The sequence below is a fragment of the Haladaptatus pallidirubidus genome (assembly GCF_020700235.1).
In the GTDB taxonomy this organism is placed as follows: Archaea; Halobacteriota; Halobacteria; order Halobacteriales; family Haladaptataceae; genus Haladaptatus; species Haladaptatus pallidirubidus.
This window is the reverse complement of record NZ_CP085301.1, coordinates 1,888,047-1,908,277: the sequence shown is the minus strand read 5'-3', so window position 1 is coordinate 1,908,277 and position 20,231 is coordinate 1,888,047. Positions and strand designations below refer to the sequence as shown.

General features: G+C 60.8%; 16 protein-coding genes and 1 pseudogene. 7 read left to right on the top strand and 10 right to left on the bottom strand.

The features are described from left to right. Positions 1 to 10 precede the first annotated feature (10 nt). The 5 genes from LIX15_RS10395 to trpS form a co-directional block, all read right to left on the bottom strand. The gene (locus LIX15_RS10395) at positions 11 to 784 is read right to left on the bottom strand and encodes a sulfite exporter TauE/SafE family protein (protein WP_227776860.1); all 774 of its coding nucleotides are present in this window, start codon (positions 782 to 784) and stop codon (positions 11 to 13) included. Positions 785 to 796: 12 nt separating this feature from the next. Further along, the gene (locus LIX15_RS10390; RefSeq protein ID WP_345410781.1) at positions 797 to 2,077 is read right to left on the bottom strand and encodes an Nramp family divalent metal transporter; all 1,281 of its coding nucleotides are present in this window, start codon (positions 2,075 to 2,077) and stop codon (positions 797 to 799) included. A gap of 191 nt (positions 2,078 to 2,268) precedes the next feature. Next, on the bottom strand, positions 2,269 to 3,066 hold the full coding sequence (locus LIX15_RS10385; RefSeq protein ID WP_227776858.1) for a creatininase family protein: 798 nt from the start codon (positions 3,064 to 3,066) through the stop codon (positions 2,269 to 2,271). Positions 3,067 to 3,308: 242 nt separating this feature from the next. Continuing rightward, entirely contained in the window at positions 3,309 to 3,620 is a 312-nt protein-coding gene (locus tag LIX15_RS10380; protein WP_227776857.1) for a hypothetical protein, read from the bottom strand. Next, the gene (gene trpS, locus LIX15_RS10375) at positions 3,620 to 4,723 is read right to left on the bottom strand and encodes a tryptophan--tRNA ligase (RefSeq protein WP_227776856.1); all 1,104 of its coding nucleotides are present in this window, start codon (positions 4,721 to 4,723) and stop codon (positions 3,620 to 3,622) included. The genes LIX15_RS10380 and trpS overlap by 1 nt, the downstream gene beginning before the upstream one ends. A 266-nt stretch (positions 4,724 to 4,989) precedes the next feature. On the opposite strand from trpS, the gene LIX15_RS10370 reads away from it, so the two are divergent. Beyond that, positions 4,990 to 5,220, top strand: a complete 231-nt coding sequence (locus LIX15_RS10370) for a hypothetical protein (protein WP_227776855.1) — start codon at positions 4,990 to 4,992, stop codon at positions 5,218 to 5,220. A 72-nt stretch (positions 5,221 to 5,292) separates the two neighbouring features. Here the strand turns inward: LIX15_RS10370 and LIX15_RS10365 are convergent, their stop codons facing one another. From LIX15_RS10365 to LIX15_RS10355, 3 genes and pseudogenes are all read right to left on the bottom strand, one after another. Continuing rightward, positions 5,293 to 5,502 (bottom strand): hypothetical protein, encoded by a 210-nt coding sequence (locus tag LIX15_RS10365; RefSeq protein ID WP_227776854.1) that lies wholly within the window; start codon positions 5,500 to 5,502, stop codon positions 5,293 to 5,295. 112 nt (positions 5,503 to 5,614) lie between these two features. Then, the gene (locus LIX15_RS10360) at positions 5,615 to 6,901 is read right to left on the bottom strand and encodes an MFS transporter (protein ID WP_227776853.1); all 1,287 of its coding nucleotides are present in this window, start codon (positions 6,899 to 6,901) and stop codon (positions 5,615 to 5,617) included. A 73-nt stretch (positions 6,902 to 6,974) separates the two neighbouring features. Next, a pseudogene (locus tag LIX15_RS10355) lies at positions 6,975 to 9,047 on the bottom strand (heavy metal translocating P-type ATPase). A 220-nt stretch (positions 9,048 to 9,267) separates the two neighbouring features. Here LIX15_RS10355 and LIX15_RS10350 point away from each other — a divergent pair. Both LIX15_RS10350 and LIX15_RS10345 read left to right on the top strand, forming a co-directional pair. Next, on the top strand, positions 9,268 to 10,698 hold the full coding sequence (locus tag LIX15_RS10350; protein WP_227776852.1) for a sulfatase-like hydrolase/transferase: 1,431 nt from the start codon (positions 9,268 to 9,270) through the stop codon (positions 10,696 to 10,698). Between the two features lie 146 nt (positions 10,699 to 10,844). Then, entirely contained in the window at positions 10,845 to 12,386 is a 1,542-nt protein-coding gene (locus LIX15_RS10345; protein WP_227776851.1) for a flippase, read from the top strand. 29 nt (positions 12,387 to 12,415) lie between these two features. Here LIX15_RS10345 and LIX15_RS10340 read toward each other — a convergent pair whose 3' ends face one another. Together LIX15_RS10340 and LIX15_RS33200 are read right to left on the bottom strand one after the other, a co-directional pair. Continuing rightward, positions 12,416 to 13,015 carry an HdeD family acid-resistance protein gene (locus LIX15_RS10340; protein ID WP_227776850.1) on the bottom strand — a complete coding sequence of 200 codons (600 nt, stop codon included), beginning with the start codon at positions 13,013 to 13,015 and terminating at the stop codon, positions 12,416 to 12,418. A gap of 90 nt (positions 13,016 to 13,105) precedes the next feature. After that, positions 13,106 to 14,356: a DUF2238 domain-containing protein gene (locus LIX15_RS33200; RefSeq protein ID WP_345410776.1), complete on the bottom strand. Its 1,251-nt coding sequence runs from the start codon at positions 14,354 to 14,356 to the stop codon at positions 13,106 to 13,108. Positions 14,357 to 14,655: 299 nt separating this feature from the next. Here LIX15_RS33200 and LIX15_RS10330 point away from each other — a divergent pair, with 299 nt between their 5' ends. The 4 genes from LIX15_RS10330 to LIX15_RS10315 all read left to right on the top strand — a co-directional run bounded on the left by LIX15_RS10330 (position 14,656) and on the right by LIX15_RS10315 (position 20,231). Then, positions 14,656 to 15,204 (top strand): ribbon-helix-helix protein, CopG family, encoded by a 549-nt coding sequence (locus tag LIX15_RS10330; protein ID WP_227776849.1) that lies wholly within the window; start codon positions 14,656 to 14,658, stop codon positions 15,202 to 15,204. Positions 15,205 to 15,381: 177 nt separating this feature from the next. Further along, entirely contained in the window at positions 15,382 to 16,599 is a 1,218-nt protein-coding gene (locus LIX15_RS10325; protein WP_227776848.1) for an Nramp family divalent metal transporter, read from the top strand. Then, positions 16,600 to 18,606 carry a hydantoinase/oxoprolinase family protein gene (locus tag LIX15_RS10320; RefSeq protein WP_227776847.1) on the top strand — a complete coding sequence of 669 codons (2,007 nt, stop codon included), beginning with the start codon at positions 16,600 to 16,602 and terminating at the stop codon, positions 18,604 to 18,606. Beyond that, entirely contained in the window at positions 18,603 to 20,231 is a 1,629-nt protein-coding gene (locus LIX15_RS10315; RefSeq protein WP_227776846.1) for a hydantoinase B/oxoprolinase family protein, read from the top strand. Before LIX15_RS10320 ends, LIX15_RS10315 begins: the two co-directional genes overlap by 4 nt.

The following is a 20,231-nucleotide window of genomic DNA, read 5'->3' as shown; positions in this document are numbered from 1 at the left end:
TCGTCGGAAATTACGGAAGAAGAAGGGCAACTCCGGCCATGATGAGTACCCCGCCGAGTGCGAGCTTCAACCGTGCCGGTTCGATGTGGTGTGCGACTCGCCAACCGAGGACAACGCCGACGAGTTCGGGGACGCCGATGGCGACGGCCAGCGGAATCGACACTGCACCCTGCAGTAAGTACGTCGAGGCCGCAAACGCGGAGAGAAACACTGACTGCACCTGCGCGGCAGCCAGCGCGTTGAGCATCGAGACGCCCAACACGACGAGGAGTGGGACGGCGATCACCGGCCCGCCAACGCCGAGCAGGCCGCCCAAAACGCCGATGGCGAAGCCGAGCGTGCCGAAGGCGACCACGCCGACAGTCGAATCAGCGCGAAACGACCATTTCGAACCAATTCCCTGTCGTTCCCGATAGACGATGCTCGCGCCGACGACCATGGTGAACCCCGTCAGCATGAGTCCGAACAGGCCGTCGGAGAGAATCGTGTTAACGAGTGCCCCGACGACAGCGCCGACGACGCTCGGAACCGTTACGAGAATCGCGAGTCGTCGCCCCGACGACGAGCGGAGTTCGCCGGACTGGAGGTAGGTGAGACTTCCGAGTATGCCCGTGAAGACGAACGTCGTCATCGCGGTTCCAGCGACGACCGACGACGAAACGTCGGTGAGCGCAAAGAGGGCGACTGTAATGAAAATCCCACCCGGCCCAACGGCGGTGATTCCGATGCCGGACAAGAAGGCGATAACGATTAGTACCGCCAGTATCGTCGGTTCAGGGAGCATTTGTTTCGGCTATCAAAGCCCACCCGATGTCAGTGCATCGATGAACCCGGGGAGCGATGTCGCGGCGAGATACGTCGAAAGAACGATGAGCAGGAAGTTGAGCGCCATAAGCGCGATTCCGTTTCGGTGTTCGCCCATCGTATCCTTGTCGTTGACCGCCCAGAACAGTAGCACCGCCGTAATCGGCAGCCCCACGATGGCGTTGTACGCCGGAAACAGGAGTATCATGTCGATGACGCTCAGCCCTGCGAACTGGTGGACGAGCGGCGAAAGGCTTCCGATGCCGACGCCAACCGCGTAGATGATTTTGAACTCCTTGCTCGCGCTGTCTGCGACTCGGCCACGCGCGTTCTGGAACAGGTAGGCGGGCGTCCACATTATTGGAATGATGCTGTTGAACGCCGCCGCAAGGGTTCCAAGGAGGAAGACGACCATCGCCCACTCGCCGAACACGTCGGCAAGTGCCCGGCCCGGCGTGATGAACGACTCCAGTTCGGTGTACCCCGCGGGGCGCAGAACCGCCGCGGCGACGACCACGATTGCCACCGTCGTTAGGCCGCCGACGAGGTAGCCGATGCCGAGGTCACGCCGCATCTCAGAGACGCCCTCTTCATCGACCCACCCTTTCCGTGAGACGAGGTTCGATTCGAGGAAGAAGTTCGGCCACAGCGCAGTCGTCCCGATGATGGCGGCGGCGAGCGTCAGCGCGCCGCCAGCGGGAACCGAGGGAACGAACCCGCCCGCCACGTCGGCAATCGACGGGCTGCTCACACCCGCGACACCCATGTAGATGACGAGCAGGATGAGCATCATGGCAGTCATGATGCGCTCGACACCATCGTAGTTCAGCACGCCGATGAGGATTGCGAGCACGCCGGTAACCAGCGCCAGCGGTTGCCAGCCGATAGCTCCGTCGAGGAGAATCGAGACACCCTTTCCGACTGCGGCGGTAAGTTCGAGCGTCCACGCGACACACCCGATGGAGAGGAGCACGGCCAGTACCGTCGCCCCTGTCGAACCGATTTTTCGGCGCACGAACGTCATCAGCGATTCGCCGAAGATTCCGAGTCGGGCGCTCATATCCTGCGCCATGAACCCCAACAGCACCGCGCCGACGACGGCCCAGAGCAGGCTGTAGCCGTACCGAACCCCGGCGGAACTCGCGATGAACACCGACCCCGAACCGAAGTAGCTCGCAACCATCACGAACCCCAGCCCATACTTTTGGAAGAATCCGCTCGCGGTATCGCGGAGTCGACTTCCATACGAACTGTGCGCCGATTTCGTTTCCATTACTGTTTGTGCCATGGGGCGTTATGGGTTATTTTGGCATGGCTGTCTATGCAAGCTATTTTTATGATCAACAGTAATTTTAAAACTGTTGTGGCTGTTTCAGAATATAACTAGTTTGATGTCAGAAACGTCGGCAATAAGGGAGATAGCGATGAACTCGGAATAACATCAGTTGTCAAAAGCCCGACTTCCTACTCCCGCCGACTGCCGGGTTGCGGGTCAACGTGCGGTTTCGCCATCAAATCCGAAAATCGCGCGTCGTCCACCCAGTCGAGCAGTTTCACGAGTTGGTCGGTCGCCGCTTCGAAAATTTGTTCGCCTTTTTCCGACGTTGCGTCGGTTTGGTCGCCGAGAACCCCGTTTTCGGTGTTGTCTATCGCGTCGTAGTAGTTGCGCGCGCCGTGAATCGTGAAACTCCCGTCCCTGAGGTCGGGGAGTCCTCCGTCCCGAGCGTTGGCGAGTTGGTCAGAACTGACCAACTCGCCCGAGATGTGCATAATCATCGCTGTCTCCTTTGGCCCGCCGTGGGGTCCGTTGTACTCGAACAGGTCGTTTACGAGGTCGGGTATCGACTCGTCCCACATCCATTCCACCGCGAAGGTGACTTCATCCTCGCGAAGTCGCCGCCCCACTTCTCGGAGGTGGTGCATGTTCCCGCCGTGGGCGTTGACGTACACGATGCGGTCGATGCCGTGGTAGGTGAGATTTCGCGTGAAGCTTTCGACGTAGTCGCGGAAGGCCTGCGCGTTCACCCACATCGTCCCGTGGAACTGCTTGTGGTGGGGGCTGACGCCGATGTTTACCGTCGGCGTACAGAGGTAGCCCGCTCGATCCGCGGCCTCGCGGGCCAACGCCTCCGCGATGAGGTGGTCGGTCGCGAGCGGTAGGTGCGGCCCGTGCTGTTCGGTCGAACCCAGCGGAACGACGGCGACCGATTCTTCTGCGACGTAATCGCCCAGTTCCGGCCACGTCTCGTCGGCGAGGTACATGCTCAGGAGAGTGTGGGGGAGAGAGCATAAAATTCCACTCGGCGGAAATCGAATTTCGTTAGGAGAAGCAAGGCTCCGAGACGGCTACAATCTCTTCGTCATCCGATGTCGTTTGAATTCGAAGTCGTCCCGCAGGCACAGCGATTGTTCGATTTCGTTGGCGGCGTGAACGTCGAGCGAGAGGCACTCACAGCCCCAATTCCGCGCCTACGATTCGGCGCGTGAAAGCAGTCGGGTGGCGTTTACGCTTTCCCGGCGACTTCGAACGACATACAAGGCGCCGATGTATCCCCGCGGGCCGCGGACGAACACCGAGGAGAGGCCCGCTTTTCGACAGTTACGTGGCCGACCAATTCGTCCCCGTCGGCGGCGACGAACGTGACGGTGTCGTCGCCCGAGTGCCGGTCTTCGACGTACGAAAAAACGTTGGCACGGACGCCGCGGTCAGCGAGGGTGTCGAACTCGTCCAGTATCGCCATCTCGCGGGCGAAGGGCAACAAAAGGTCGTCCACGAAGGAGACGAATTCGGTCGCACGGAGTCGCCTGATTCGCATCAGCGAACTGCCTCGGCGTGTTCCGCGACGTACTGCTCGACTTTCGGACGCGCCGCCTCGCGCTTTTGTTGGTGGTCTCGCAGGAACTGTTCCAGTCGGTTTTTTGCAATTTGCTTCAACTCGCCCGAAAGCATCGCACCGGACTCGTACTCGGTTCGAATCCGGCGCAGTTCGTCGTCGTCCTCGACGAGGTGGTACGCAAGTAGTTCGAACACCGTGTCCTCCTCGACGTTCGCCCCCTTTTCGCGGTGTTCCTCGACGCTAACCCGGCCGCCGGTTTTCGCCTCGTCGATTTTGCGTTTGGCGTCCGCAATCGAATCGGTGAGGGCGATGTAGCTTTTCGGGTCGGACGAACTCATCTTCCCACCCTGCAATCCCCGCATGAATCGGTGATACGTACTCGCGGGCTTTAGGTACGGCGCATCGCGGTAGCGGGACGCCACGTCCCGCGTCAGCCTGACGTGCGGGTCTTGGTCGATGCCGACCGGAACGACGGTCGGTTTCGGACCGCCGCGTTCCGGCGACTGCGGGCGGAGGATGTCGGCATACTGGGTCAGCGCCGACACCATCTTTCCGGGGTCGGCGTTGCCGTAGGTCGCCTCGAACTCGCTTTGCGTGACGTGCCGGGCGAACAGCTTGCTCCGAACCTGATGGTCGTTGCCCGCCTGCGATTGGAAGTAAAAATCCGTCGAATCGAGGTCTAACCCCAGCGCGACGTAGTTGAGCAGGTACTCTTCGACCACCAGTTCGCGGGCGTCTTCGAGCGACATGTCTCGCGTCGCATAGGATTCGATGTCAGCCGCACAGAGCGTGAGCTGTGCGCCCATCTCCTGAAACATGAGCACCTGTTCGACCACCCCGAGGTGGCCGAAGTGAAAGACGCCAGAGGGCATGATGCCAGTCATCATGGCGAACGAATCGCCCTCGTCGCGGGCGTCCAGCACGGTGTTCAAATCGCGGTGCCCGAAGACGATACCCCGGCGGACGAGGCGGTTGTCCGGCAGTCGGTCTTCGAGGTCGGCAATCGGTTCGATGCCGAACTGCTCCATCGTCGCCTCGTAGTCGGTTATTTCGACGTCGCCCCACGGGTCGATTTTAGGCATCGCTCTCGCTCACCTCCCTGGTACTGCGCAGTTGCTCTATCGATACAGCAGAAGACGTCTTAGTGTGCCGCGGTCGGCCAAAATCGACCACCGGCAGTGGCAGATGGGTACATGCCGGTTTTCACTCCGGCGGTAGCGGACAAAAACGTTTCGTCCGGACGACAGCAGTCTGGTGAATCTGGTCAGCAGGTGTGGAGTCCGACTGAGTTCGGTTCGGCCGTCTGGACGGCCGAACCGAACATACGACTCGGTGACGGAGTGAAACCATGGCCACCGAGGAACCGAGTATCGAAACCGCGGACATCGTCGCCGCGATTCGAGACGCGCCAGCGCCGGTCGTGAACACGCGGTACCTCGCAGACGAGTTCGACACCTCGCTTGAACCGATGAAGAACCGACTCGCCGAACTGGTCGAGGAGGACGTCCTCGAACATACGGAGGCTCGTGACCGAGGGCATCTGTGGTGGCTCTCGGTCAAAACGGAAATGGAGGAGTGAAAACAGTGGGCGCTCTGCAATCCGCTGTAATCGGTTACACAATTAGTGTAAGAATCAAGCACCAATTACAGCCTACCGCCCTGCCGCGGTTCGACTGCTTCTGTGGTTGACGACGACCATTGCGAATACGCCGAGCGCGAACATGGTTCCGAGAACGCCAGCAGACCAGAATCCGATTACCTCGGCGATGATGTACAAGTCGGGAATGATAAGCAAGGTAAGGATGAGGTACTGTCGAAACCGTATTCGAGAAAGTTGGTTCTGGAGGTGAGACTCATCCATAGAAAACTGAATAGAAGGGAGATATTAAAAATCGTCTACATCTGTTGTGTTATGACTTTTCCGAAACTGAAGGGAATTTTGTAGTTATCCGCCAGCACCAGAATCGGGTTCTCTACTCGTTATCCGGAAGCATCGCGTACAACCCGAGCGCGACGGCCGATAGCCCCGCGAGCACGAGAAACGCGAAATCGAATCTGTCTGCATCCGCAAAATAGCCGACAAAGGTGGAACCGGTCGAACCCACCAGGAAAAATCCAGTTCGGAGGAATCCCCACGCAGACCCTTCGATGTGTTCCGGAAGCGCCCCGACGACGTACGCGTTCGTGACGGGGGCAATAGCCATCCGGGAGCCGAGGATGGCAACGACAATGGCGAGAACCACTGTTCCCGACGTGACCGTGAGAACAGCCGGAGTAACGACGCCGATTGTGGTGACGACAAGAAGCACGGGTTTGACGCCGAATCGGTCTGCGGCGCTTCCGGCGGCGACCTGCGAAATCGCACCTGCGATGAACATCACGCCGAACAGCAGGGCGGCGGTCTGCTGGCTCATTCCCTTCGTCTGGAGATACGTCGGCAGAAACGCGGTCAGACCCTGAAAGACGAACAGGAGGAGCGCCATGGCGACGACCGCGAGGAAAATCGAGCGGTCGGAAAGCGTTCGCACGATGTCGCGGAGCGCGCGACGGTCAAGAAGTTTTGTGGATTCGGAGCCAGAATTTCCGCCGTCAGTGGATTCTCGAGTTCCACCATCAATGGATTCAGATTTTCCGCGGGTCGTCCCCCGCTCGCGCTCGGGGATGACCCGCCACGCCAGCACCGCGACGACGAAGAAAGGAACCGAGAGACAGGCGAGAATAGGCCGCCACCCGACCGCATCAACCATGGAGGTTGCGAGGTTCGGTAGAACTGCCGAACCGATGCTTCCGACAGCGAGTGTGACGCCGAACGCCGCACCAGCGTTCCGCGTGTAGGTCCGCGAGAGGACGGTCCCGCGACTCGGCCCGTACAGCCCGGAACCGAGGCCGAACGCGGTGCTTCCGGCGAAGAAGACGACGAACACCGGGGAGAGTCCAATCAGGCACAGACTGATTCCCGAAAGACAGAGGCTCGTCGTCAGCAGCGTTCGCTCGCCGACGCGGTTGATGAGCACTCCGGCGGGAAACTGCATCAGGGCGTAACCGACCCAAAGCGCGGTGATGGCGAGTCCGGCGGTCGCGTTGGTGACTTCGAACGCCGATTTTATCTGTGGCAAAAGCGCGGGGACGAGAAATCGCAAGCCGAGGGTGAACGCCCACCCGAGGGCGACCGCAGTGAGAACCCAGCCGCGGCCGTCGCCGCGTAATCCGCGAACCGTGGTTTGCAAGTGACTCGTGACCGACCGGCGACTGGACGACATCGGATGGCTCGCACGATGTGTGGTGGGGTGTTAAACGAGTGGGTGCCACCCAATGTTTCCGGCAATCGTTCGCCTACGCGGATAGGTCGGCGTTCCGAAGTCGCTGGGCGTTGATTGCCACGATAACCGTGCTCGCGGACATGAACACCGCGCCGATCGCTGGCGAGAGCAGAATGCCAATCGGAGCGAGGATTCCGGCCGCCAACGGGAGCGCGAACACGTTGTAGCCGGTTGCCCACACCAAATTTTCCTGCATTTTTCGATAGCTCGCGCGGCTCAACTGAACGAGCTTCACCACGTCGAGCGGGTCATTTTCCACGAGAACGATGTCCGCGGACTCGATTGCGACGTCGGTGCCACTTCCGATTGCGATTCCCACGTCGGCGCGCGTCAGGGCGGGTGCGTCATTGACGCCGTCGCCGACCATGGCGACCAGTTTTCCCTGTTCTTGAAGTTCGATGACTTTTTCGTCCTTCTCGTCGGGAAGCACTTCGGCGAAGTAGGTGTCGATGGCGAGTTCGTCAGCGACGAATCGGGCGACTGCTTCACTGTCGCCCGTCAACATGGCGACTTCGATACCCATCCCGTGGAGGACGTCGATGGCTCGTTTGCTCGCCTCGCGGATGACATCCGCGAGGGCGAGCGCCGCGACGACGTCACCGTTGGAGACGAGGTAGACGACCGTCTGTCCATTCGACCCGGCTCTGTCGGCGAACCCCGAGAGGGTCGCCGGGAGGTCTGCATCGACGAGTTGGAGCAGGTTCGGCCCGCCGACGAACAGTTCGTGGCCTTCGACCGTCGCTCGAACGCCTCGACCTTAGATGGCCTCGAACTCGGTAACTTCGGGGAGGGAAACGCTCGTTTCGTCCGCTTCGCGGCGAATCGCCTGCGCGATTACGTGTTCCGAATCGCCCTCGACGCTGGCGGTGAGCGCGAGCGCGCGCTCGTCGTCCCAACCATCCACGGTTTCGATGCCGACGACGCCCTGTTCGCCGCGCGTTAGCGTCCCGGTTTTATCGAAAATTATCGTATCGAGGTGTCGGGCGTCCTCCATGGCGATTCGGTCGCGGACGAGGACGCCGTTTCGCGCCGCCATCGAGGTGTTGATGGAGACGACCAGCGGAACCGCCAACCCGAGCGCGTGCGGACAGGCGATGACGAGGACGGTGACGACTCGTTCGACGACCGCGATGTCGAATCCGGTCGCGAGAATCCACGCGACTCCCGTAATTCCGGCGACGGAGAGTGCGATGTAAAATAGCCACCCGGCGGCCCTGTCGGCCAGCACCTGCGTCCTGGATTTGCTCCCTTGGGCTTCCTCCACGAGCCGCATGATTCCGGCCAACGTCGTTTCTTCGCCGGTCGCGGTGATTCGGACGCGAAGGCTCCCGTCGCCGGAGTTGATGGTTCCGGCGATAACGTCGTCGTCGGGAGCTTTGTCCACCGGACGGGATTCGCCGGTAATCATCGATTCGTCCGCAGTCGAATCGCCCTCTTCGACCACGCCGTCCGCCGGAACGATCGCGCCCGGTCGGACGAGAACCCGGTCGCCCTCGCGGAGGGCGGTCGCAGAAACCTCCTCGACTGTCCCGTCCTCGGCGATTCGCTCCGCGGTGTCGGGCATCAGTTTCGCCAGTTCGGAAAGCGCGCCCGACGCTTGCCGAACGCTTCGCATCTCGAGCCAGTGGCCAAGGAGCATGATGTCGATGAGCGTCACCAGTTCCCAGAAGAAGCTCATCGTGCCGGGAAGGAAGAAAAACGCCCCGATACTGTAGACGAAGGCGACAGTGATGGCGAGCGAGATGAGCATCATCATCGCCGGTTCGCGGTTTTTCGCCTCCACGCGAGCCATGCGGAGGAACGGCACCCCACCGTAGCCGAAGATACCGACCGCGAAAATGGGCGTCACCCACGTACTGCCGGGAAACGAGATTGCCGTGTAGCCGAACGTTTCCTGAATAAATGAACTGAAGTACAGAACCGGAATCGAGAGAACGAGACAGACCCAAAATCGCCGCCGGAACATCGTTTCGTGTCCATGGTGGTCGACGTGGGCGCGATGGCCGTCTCCGTGCTCGGAGTCGTCTCGCTCGTGCGTAATCGGTCGTTTCGTGCGGTCGTAGCTCTCCTCGCGTGTATCGGTCATTCTCCCCAACCCGAACGTAGTAGGCGGGATAGACACTTCAGTCTGCTCTGCACGGTCGGACGGAAGGGATGGGAGAAACGGCGAATCGAGTACTCCTCGTGACCAGTGAACCGAGGAACAGCGTCCGGAAGGGTCGTGAAAGGGCTCTATTCGGCAAATACACCATTTTTTGAATATGTGGCCGTCATCGTTTTACCTCGGTTGTGTATTTGCAGTACTAATGCCCCCTGCTGAAAAAGACACAGAGACGTCCCCGCGAAACGTGGTCGTCGTCTGCCTCGATACGGTGCGTGCGGATTTCTTTGCGGAGTACGCGAAGCGACTCCAGCGTCTCGCGGACGTATCGTTCACGCGATGTCGGGCTGTGAGTTCGTGGACCGTCCCGAGTCACGCGAGTATGTTTACCGGAGAACTGCCGTCGGAACACGGCGTTCACACCCACAACCGGCGATTCGACAGCATCGAGCGCGAGGAAACGTTTCTCGCCGAGCTCGACGGCTACGCCACGTTCGGCGTGAGCGCGAACTCGTGGATAAATCCGACGTACGGGTTCGATTCGTGGTTCGACGAGTTCGACGTCGTCGAACCGAGACACCGTTATCCGGAAGCGACGAGTCTCAACGAAGTCAGTCGGGGGAGGGAGGGGACGGAGAAGTACGTCGAGTTCCTGCGGTCAGCGCTGAGAGACGACCATCCGCTCTTGAGTTTGAAGAACACGGCGTACGGCTACGCCAACGACCTCACGAACACGGGCCCGGTACCGAAACTGGTCGATGACGGGAGTGCCGGAGTGGTTCGGGCCGCGAAACGACAGGTGAAGGAGGCCGAGTCTCCGTACTTCGGCTTCTGTAATCTGATGGAAGCCCATACGCCGCTTCAGCGGTGTCTACAGTACGACGGCAACTTAGAGGACGTTCCACTCTCGTGGACATCGAACGAGTTCAACTTCTGGGAGTTGTTGGAAAACGAGCGGGGCGACTATGACGGCTATTGGCGAAACCGCGAGCAGGTGTACGGCGCGACCATCGACTATCTAGACCGGATTCTCGCGGAATTCATTCATTACGTTCTCGATGCCGCAGACAGAGAAACAACCATCGTTATTACCGCCGACCACGGCGAAAATCACGCTAACGAAGCCGATGAGTTCCTCGCAAACCACAAGAGCAGTCTCTCGGAAGGATTGATTCACGTTCCACTGTTGCTCATCAATCCGCCGGAAGGCTACGACAAGGAGGAAGACGAATACGTATCCCACCTCGACTTTGGAGACCTCGTCGTTGGACTGGCGAACGGGGAAACTCCGGACGTAATCCGCGACCGACTCCCCGCCGAACTGGTCGGGATGAGCGCCGGGCCGGAACCGCCATCCGAATGGGAGTACTGGGACAGAATGATTCGCTGCGTGTACGAGGGAACGACGAAGACGGTGTGGGATTCGCTCGGAACCCGAACCGAATACGAAATCGACCCGAGCCGGTTATCGTGGCAGAAGAAAGTCGAGACGGACGAGGGGACACCCGAAGTCGAAACCGACTTCTTCGACACGCCAATCGAGGAAGCAAAGGCGACTGCAGCGGCGAACGGAAGTGACGAAATACAGATAGATTCGGCGACCGAGTCTCGCCTCGAAGAGCTAGGGTACCTGTAACATCGCGTATTAATCCGGTTTCGTTCTGACGGATATTCAGTTCGTTCGTCCGACATTGTATTCGTCCGTGCGACACATGTGCTCGCATACAGGGATAAAAGCGCAAAAGATAATCGGCTCTAATCGTATAGCCCTACTCTAAGATAATGGCTGACCAATCGTCGGACTCATCGCTCCAATCCGTTTCTCGCGGTGCGTCTTTTTTCATGGCCGGAAAGGGTCTCGACAACGGCCTTCGATTCCTGCTGAACTGGGTGCTCGTTCGGGGACTCGGCGGGATGCTGTTCAGTGTCTACACGCTTGGGCTGGTTATTCTAACCTTCGCACAGGTGTTCACCAATCTCGGGACGAACCAAGCCATCATGAAGTTCGTTCCAAAGTACAACGACGACCCGCTGAAACGTCGGCGAATGCTCGGACTCTCCTATCTAACCTCGCTGGTCGGTGGAGTCACCGTCGGGGTGGGAATCTACATAGCTGCCCCGTGGATTACGCAGTTCGTCGACCCGGAGTACCAACCGTACTTCACCGATGTTCTGCGCGTATTCGCGTTTCTCCTCCCCCTCGATACGCTCATTAGCTGTTTCGGGAGCCTCTTCAAGAGTCTCGAAATGCCGGAGTATCAAGTCTTTATCCGGAACATCCTGACGCCACTCCTCCGCGTCGTCGGCGTCAGCGTCGCGCTTCTGCTCGGATTCGCCGTCATCGGAACGGTGGCCGCGACGGTCGTCGCTACGGTCATCGTGTTCTGTCTTGCCGTGTGGCTGATAGTAGAGAAAGCTGGCCTCAAACCGAAACTCGGCGCATCACGGAAGGAACTGGTCGAGTTTTACGACTTTTCACTGCCGCTCACCGCCACTCAAACCGGGCAGGTTCTTGCAAGCAAGGTTGACCTGCTGATGGTCGGATTTTTAGCGGGAGCGTACATCACGACCCAAGACGCGGTGGGTATTTACAAGATTGCTACCGTCCTCGCAGGAATACTCCTCCTTCCCCTGAGCGCGTTCAGCCAACTGTTTCCTCCCATCGCATCCCGATTATACAACAACGGGAAGATGGACGACCTCGAATCGTTGTACCGTCGAATCACCCGCTGGACGTTTACACTGGGACTGTTCCCGGCAATCGGTGCGACCATCTACGCGCACGAACTGCTGGTTCTGTTCAGCGACTCGTTCGCACAGGAAGGAACGTCCGTCTTGCTGTTGTTGGTCGTCGCCCAATTCGCGAACGCGAGCGTCGGGCCGTCCGGATACGTGCTGATGATGACCGACCACCACTATCTCACGCTCGTCAATCAATGGCTACTCGGCGTCTGTAACGTCGTCATGAACTACCTGCTCATTCAGCAGTTCGGACTCATCGGTGCCGCAATCGCAACTGCGACCACCATCGTCTCCATCAACGCTCTTCGAATCATCCAAGTCTGGTACACGGAACGGCTGTTTCCCTACTCCAGACGGTACTTCAAACCGGTGTTTGCCGGGGCCATCTCGGCGGCCGTAATGGTCGGCACGAAAACGGTTCTCGAAGGCTACGTTACTGGACTGGGTTCCAACGCGGTCGTCGCATTCATTCACGGTGCCGTCGGCGGCGTCCTCGGGCTCGCCGCGTTCGCCGGTGTGCTGTACCTCCTCGGAATCGAGCAGGAAGACCGGGACTTCTTCGCGGATAATCTTCCGACCTAAGGAATCGGACGATCCGAAGCGAAAACTGACTACCCCACCTCCCCGACTTTTTCGCCGACCGCCTCCTTCGCAACCGCTCGTCCACCCATCGCAGTTGCAACTATCGACAGACCGCTCGTTAAGAGGCCGACACCGAACAAAAGTCCGACCGCCCACAGGGCGGAGCTCGGATACTCTAGCCAGACGAACAGCGCCACGGCCAGCGAAACGACGCCGCTGACGACGACCCAGAGCCAGCCCCGCGCCGGACGCAGGCGGAGTCCCATACCAATTTCTACCAGCCCTTCCACGAGGAAAAAGGTGATTAGCAGCAGAGTCAACGCCGACAGTCCGACGAGAGGATTCAACAGGAACGCGATACCGGCCACGACGAAAACGAGCGCCAAAATCGTCTGGCCGATAACTCCCGTCCATCCCCGTCCGGAAAAGGCGTGAACGAAGTGTGCAACACCTCCGAGGACAAGATACGCTCCGAGCAAGAACGACAGCGCGATACCGGTAAACAGCGGCGTGAAAATGGCCGCCAATCCGACGACGGTGAGCACGACGCCGACGCCCATGAGCAGTCGCCACGTGTCCTGTACTGTGTTCGCTATCTCCTCATCGTCCCGCGTACTGACGGTACTCATTTCGATTTCTCCCCCGACACTCATGCAACACGGATGAGTATAACAGCAGTGGCAGGATGGCGGTATTTGCAGATGGAAGGCGCGAATTCGTCACGAATCGAACGTCTCCGACGCGAGCGCATCGGAGACGTTCGAGAGGTATCTCGCCCCCCAAACTGCGACGATGACGCCGCCGACGGTGTCGAACACCAAATCGAACATCGTGTTGTCGAGCGAATACTGCGCGAGGACGCTTTCGGTTCCGGTCATCGACGCAACCCCATCGAGTCCGAACTCCAGCAATTCCCACAGAACGCCGAACGCCAGCGTGAAAAGCAGGATGAAGACGAACATGAACTCCGCGGGGAGGTAGATGGAGTCCGCGTGAACGTCGAGCGCGCGAACAACCGTGTAGCCCGCCGCCGCAACGAGCGACGACGAGAGTGCGTGAGTTAACTGATCCCACAAGCCGATCGACTGGTACAGGCCGACCGTCCCGATTGCGTGCAAAAATACGGGAACGACTATCCAGAGCGTCAGTCGCGTATCCATCGGGAGGCCGTAGTTTCGTTCGAGCACGGCCGGAACCTCGGTCAGTGCGAGCGCGACCACCGTGTTGACGATAATGCCGACGTTCAGCTCGAATAGGCCGAAGAGCAGGACGCCGATGAGGACGAGTTGGAACCCCCGAACGATCCGTCGCTGGCGGGTTTCGGAGAGGTTCCGGCCGTCGGTCGCGCCTACGGCCGTCGTCTCCTCTCCTTGCTTTCGTCCGTCGCGGGGTCGGAAGCCGAACCGCGCGGTATCGACGCGTCGGAAGTACGCGGCGAACACAACCCCGGCGATGACGCCCGCCCCCGTCGCCGCGAGAAGCGACCACATCACGTCGTTGAGACTTCGGAGGTTTTGCGTGCCGAGCGTGCTGTCAGCGACCCACTGCACGACGGCCCACACTCCCGCGCTGGCCATCGTCGCGACGACGACGAACAACACCGCAAAGAACGGCGAAAGTTCGACTGCAGTGAACGTATCCAACTCGACGGCCAGCACGAGCGCCAGTCCGGCGACGGCGACGAACGTCGCGAGTGAGCGCGGAAGTAACGAACCGAGCGGGACGCTGATGAGACCGAGCGAAACCGCGAGGAGCGATTCCCACGGAACCATCGCGGTCGGTCGGCGAAAGGCAAACGTCGGAATCAGCGCAACGAGAATCGACGTGACGCCGAATCCCGCCCACAGGTAATCGCCGCGGAGCGCGCTGGTGAGAATTGCGATGGCCATGCTTGCGACGAGAACCCACGCGAGCAGCGCGTTTCGGTTTCGTTGCGTGGAGTTTCCGTCGGTCGTCTCCGCCCCGGGCATGGAAGGGGATACGCCGGGGAGCGGCTAAAATGTGAAGTGTGGTGGAAACCGGCTCGGTGCGTCGGACAGTGGATGTTACACGTCCGAAATATTTGCGCTGGGAATAAAGGAGAGAGACACCTGGTGGCGGACAGTGTGATATTATCGGCTTCTCTTCGGTTACTTCAAAGTCCTACCAGAAAGAGCCAGTCTCGGTAGCGCGAAACGAACGGCATCAACACTGGAACAGTACGAAAATTCAACGCGAGTTCGAAAAAGGGGACAGAACGATAACCTTCCTCGCCAGAGGTAGAGACAAGATGACGAACCGCATTACGGTGTCGCTTGACGACGACGCACAGACGGCGCTCGACAACCTCGTCAATCGGACCGGCAAGGCCCAGAGCGAACTCGTCAGGCAGGCGCTCACATTCTACGCGGCGAACTACGACGCCGCGACGGCGGACGCCGGGGAAAATCTGGAAGCCTACCACCAGATGCTATCGAGCGGCGAACACGTTCTGCTCGACGTGGATTTTCTCCACTGTTTTCTGGACTACGTGGAGGACGAGACGGGCGAACCGAATTCCGATTTTCTCGAGCTGGCCGACCAAGTGTCCGAATACCACGCTCGCGAGTACGAACGCCGGTTCGACAGCCTCGGCGAACTGCTCGATTGGCTGTCGCTGTGCGGATTTTTGACCGTTCGCGCGACGGAGGGCGACACCTACCACGTCGTCTTCCCGACCGAATCGGTGAAATGGTTCATGATGCGATTCATCGAGTTGAGCACGGCCCGGCTGCCGTTCGAACTGGAAGTAGAGGAAGGGGTTTCGAAGGTGCTTATTACGGAAATTCGAGACGACTGAGAGGGGAGTTTGAACGAGAGAAAGGAAGGGGGAAAAATTTGGTACCGTGTGAACACCACATACGGTTTCATACTACTTCATAACAACCACACAGTAGCGTAGAAAGCAGTACACGGCATTCTTAGGAGGGTTTTAAGTTCAAACCATGGGTTGTGGCGACATAGCACGTCAACAACCATGAACATTATAGATAGGATACAATCCATCGGCCCTGGCGCGATGGTCGCGGCGGCGTTCATCGGCCCTGGAACCGTGACGACCGCGAGCGTAACGGGTGCGGAGTTCGGCTACGCCCTCGTCTGGACCATCGTGTTTTCAATCGTCGCAACCATCGTGTTGCAGGAGATGAGCGCCCGTCTCGGCGTCGTATCGCGAAACGGACTCGGCGAGGCACTCAAAGACCAGTTCGACAACCCCGTTTTCTCGACGGTCAGCATCGCACTCGTTGTGAGCGCAATCGGAGTCGGAACCGCGGCCTACGAAACCGGGAACATCCTCGGCGGGGCCGCCGGGCTCGCCGGAATCACGGGTGTCAGCGCGAACGTTTGGGGACCGCTGATGGGAATCTGCGCCGGCGTACTGCTGTGGACCGGTCGGTACAAACTCATCGAGAAGTCCCTCGTCGGCCTCGTGGCGCTCATGGCCGTCGCGTTCGTCGCCAACGCAATAATCATCGGCCCCGACCTCGGCGCGCTGGCGATGGGATTCGTCCCCAGCGTTCCGGAGGGCTCCGTCTTCCTCATTACGGGTCTCATCGGAACCACCGTCGTCGGCTACAACCTCTTCTTGCACGCCGGGAGCGTCCAAGAGCGGTGGGCCGGGCCGGACGAGTTGCCGGAATCGCGCGCCGACACGATACTCTCGATTCTCATCGGCGGCGTAATTACCATCGCCATCCTCGTCACCGCCGCGGCGGTGTTCCCCGTCGGCACCGAAATCAGCGACGTGAGTACGATGGCGGAACAGATAGAACCGCTCGCGGGGACGCAGGCGACCGTTCTATTCAGCATCGGCCTATTTGCCGCCGGGTTCACGAGCGCGACGACCGCGCCGCTGGCCGGAGCCTACGCCACCGCCGGGGCGCTCGGTTGGGACACCGACCTCAAATCGACGAAGTTCCGCGCCGTCTGGGGTTCGATTCTGCTCGTCGGCATCGTCTTTTCCGCCCTCGGTTTCCAGCCCGTGCAGGCAATCGTCTTCGCGCAGGTCGCAAACGGAATCCTTCTTCCCATCGTCGCACTCTTCCTCATCTACGTGATGAACGACCGCGACATTCTCGGGGAGTACGTGAACAGCACCGCCCAGAACGTCATCGGCGTGGTCGTCACGCTCGTCGTCGTTTGGCTCGGATTCCGATCACTCTACGGCGTTGCGCAGAGTTTGGGGGTGTTCTGAATGGCCGGGAACACCCGCGTCGGCGTGGACGTTGGCGGAACGTTCACGGACGTGGTTCTCCTTCCGCCCGACGACGAACTCGTGACGGCGAAAGTTCCGAGCACGGACGACCAGAGCGTCGGCGTCATTTCCGGTATCGAAAAAGCCTGCGAGGAGGCCGGAATCGACCCGAGCGACGTAGACGCCTTCACCCACGCGATGACGGTTTCCGTCAACGCCCTGCTCGAAGAGAACGGGGCGAAAACGGCCCTCGTGACCACCGAGGGCTTCCGCGACGTGCTGGAAATCGGGCGACAGGCCCGCCCCGACCTGTACGACGTGAACGCGGACAAACCCGCGCCGCTCGTTCCGCGGCGGCGCAGGTTCGAAGTCGCGGAGCGAACCGCAATCGGCGGGGTTCGGGCTTCGCCCGACGAAAACGAGATTCGAAAGGTCGCGAAACGCATCCGCGACTGCGGCGCGGAAAGCGTCGCAGTCGCCCTTCTACACGCCTATCAGCATCCGGAAAACGAGCAGTTGGTTGCCGACACCCTCCGCGAGGAACTCGACGTTCCCGTCTCCGCGTCGCACGAAGTGCTCGCGGAGTTCCGTGAGTACGAACGAACATCGACGACGGTCGTGGACGCCTACGTCACTCCGGCCATCGACGCCTACATCGGTCGGTTGGAGGAGCGCGCCGAAACCCTCGGCGTGCCGGTGCCGCGAATCATGCAGGCGAACGGCGGCATCGCCCCGGCGAAAACCGTCCGCGAACACGCGGTGACGACGACGATGTCGGGTCCCGCCGGGGGCGTCGTCGGCGCGGCGGAAACGGCGAACCAGAGCAATCTCGACGGATTGGTCACCTTCGACATGGGCGGCACGTCGAGCGACGTGAGCCTCGTCCGGGACGGCGAGGTCGAGCGAACGACGAACGCCGAAATCAACGGCCGACCGATCAAAACCCCGATGGTCGACGTGAACACGGTCGGCGCTGGCGGAGGTTCAATCGCGTGGATTGACGCCGGAAACGCGCTCCGGGTCGGCCCGCAGTCGTCCGGCGCGAACCCCGGCCCGGCCTGCTACGGGCGCGGTGGAACAAAACCCACGGTCACCGACGCGAACGTCGTCCTCGGCTACATCGGCGGGAGTTCGGCTCTCGGCGGCGAGCTCGAACTGGACGTGCAGGCTGCCCACGACGCCCTCTCCCGACTCGCTGACGAGGCGGGACTCGAAAGCGCGCTCGACGCCGCGCGCGGCGTCTTCCGGGTCGCAAACGCGAACATGACGCGAGCGATTCGGGCCGTGACTGTCGAACGCGGTCACGACCCGCGCGGGTTCGGCCTCGTCGCGTTCGGCGGCGCAGGACCGATGCACGCCGCCGCGCTCGCTGAAAGTCTCGACATGAGCTCGGTCGTCGTCCCCCACGCCTGCGGCGTGCTGTCGGCCTACGGCCTCCTCGCCGCGGACGAGAAACACGATTCGGTCAAAACACTGCGAAGCCAGCTTTCTGGAATCACACTGGATTCGGTCGAATCGACCTACGACGAACTCACGGACGACGTGCTTTCCGACGTGGAAAAGCCCGAGACCGCGGCGGTTCGTCGGGCGGCGGATCTACGATACGTGGGCCAGAGCTTCGAACTCACGGTTTCCGCCGGAGAATCGTTCGACGCCGAGGCGGTCGCGGAGCGATTCCGTGAGGCGCACGAAAACGCCTACGGCTACACGATGGACGATCCGATAGAACTCGTGAATCTGCGAGCGACGGCGGTCGTCGAACGCGAATCGCCCGCCGTCTCCTACCGAACCGCGGGCGAAGCCAGAAAGGGATCCCGAGAGGTCTTTTTCGGCGATCAGCGCCACGAGACGCCGGTTTTCGACCGGGTCGGACTCGGTGAGGGTCGAACGGTCGAAGGTCCCGCAATTCTCGAACAGAAAGAAAGCACCGTCGTCGTCCCCCCGGCGTGGACGGGAACGGTGCAAGCGGATGGAACGCTCGTGCTGTCGGGAGGTGATGGAGAATGAGCGGAACTGAATCGGCGGCGGACATCGACCCGGTGACGCTCGAAATCATGCGCAATCAGTTCGAGAGCGTCGCCGAGGAGATGGGCCACGTGCTCATCACGTCGTCGTACTCGCCGAACATCAAGGAGCGCCGAGACTGCTCCACGGCCCTCTTCGACGCCGAGGGGCGACTCGTCGCGCAGGCCGAACACATCCCGGTTCACCTTGGTGCGATGCCCGCGGCGGTGACGACGGTGCTTTCGTACGACCCGGAACCCGGCGACGTGTTCGTGCTAAACGACCCGTTCGAAGGCGGAACCCACCTCCCCGACGTGACGATGGTATCACCGGTTTCTATCGACGGTGAGATTCTCGGCTACGCGGGTTCCCGCGCGCACCACGCCGACGTGGGCGGGATGACCCCTGGAAGCATGCCCGCCGGAGCGCGGGAAATCTATCAAGAGGGAATCCGACTGCCGCCGGTTCGACTTGTAACGGGCGGCGACGTGAACGACGACGTGATGAACCTCCTGCTCGCGAACGTCCGGAATCCCGGCGAACGCAAGGCGGACATCCGCGCGCAAATCGCGGCCAACGAACGGGCGGAAGAGCGACTCGGCGACCTCGTGGAAGAACACGGCGAAACCCGCGTCGTCTCTGCCTTCGACGCGGTGATGAACTACTCACGCGAACGCATCAGCGCGGAACTCGCCGACCTGCCGGACGGGGAGTTCCGCGCCCGCGACGTGATGGAGGGCGACGGCGTCACGGACGATGAGATTCCAATCGAGGTGTCGGTGACGGTCGACGGCGACCGAATCGAGGTCGATTTCGCCGGAACCGCGGAACAGGTCGCCGGAAACGTGAACGCGCCGCTGGCGGTCGCCAAAAGCGCGGTGTACTTCGTCATCCGGTGCGTGACCGACCCGGAAATTCCGCCGAATCAGGGCTGTTACGACCCGATTTCAGTGTCTGTTCCCGAGAGGTCGCTGCTGAATCCCCGGCCTCCCGCGGCGGTCGTCGGCGGCAACGTCGAAACCAGCCAGCGCGTAACCGACGTGGTGTTCACCGCGTTCGCGGAGGCGGCACCCGATCGCGTTCCCGCGCAGGGGCAGGGAACGATGAACAACCTCACCATCGGAAGTCGGGGCGGCGGCGACGACGGCTTTACCTATTACGAAACCATCGCCGGTGGATTCGGCGGCAGGCCGACGAAGGACGGCATGGACGGCGTGCAGGTCGGGATGACCAACACGCTGAACACGCCGGTCGAGGCGCTCGAAGCCGAATATCCGCTGTTCGTGGAGGAGTACGGGCTCCGCGAAAACAGCGGCGGGCGCGGCGAACACCGGGGCGGCCTCGGCGTCGTTCGTTCCGTTACGGTCGAAGCGGACGCAACGGTGTCCCTGCTGACCGAACGCCGTCGAGTCGCTCCGCGAGGCATCGCGGGCGGAGAGGACGGCGAGCCGGGCGAGAACCGCATTTCGGGCGAACTCGTTCCGGCGAAGACGACGCGCGACGTATCTTCCGGGACGACGATTACCGTCGCCACGCCGGGCGGCGGCGGCCACGGATTCGCCGACGAACGCGACCCGGCGGAGATCGAACGCGACCGTAAGGACGAAAAAATGGAGCGGGACGAATGA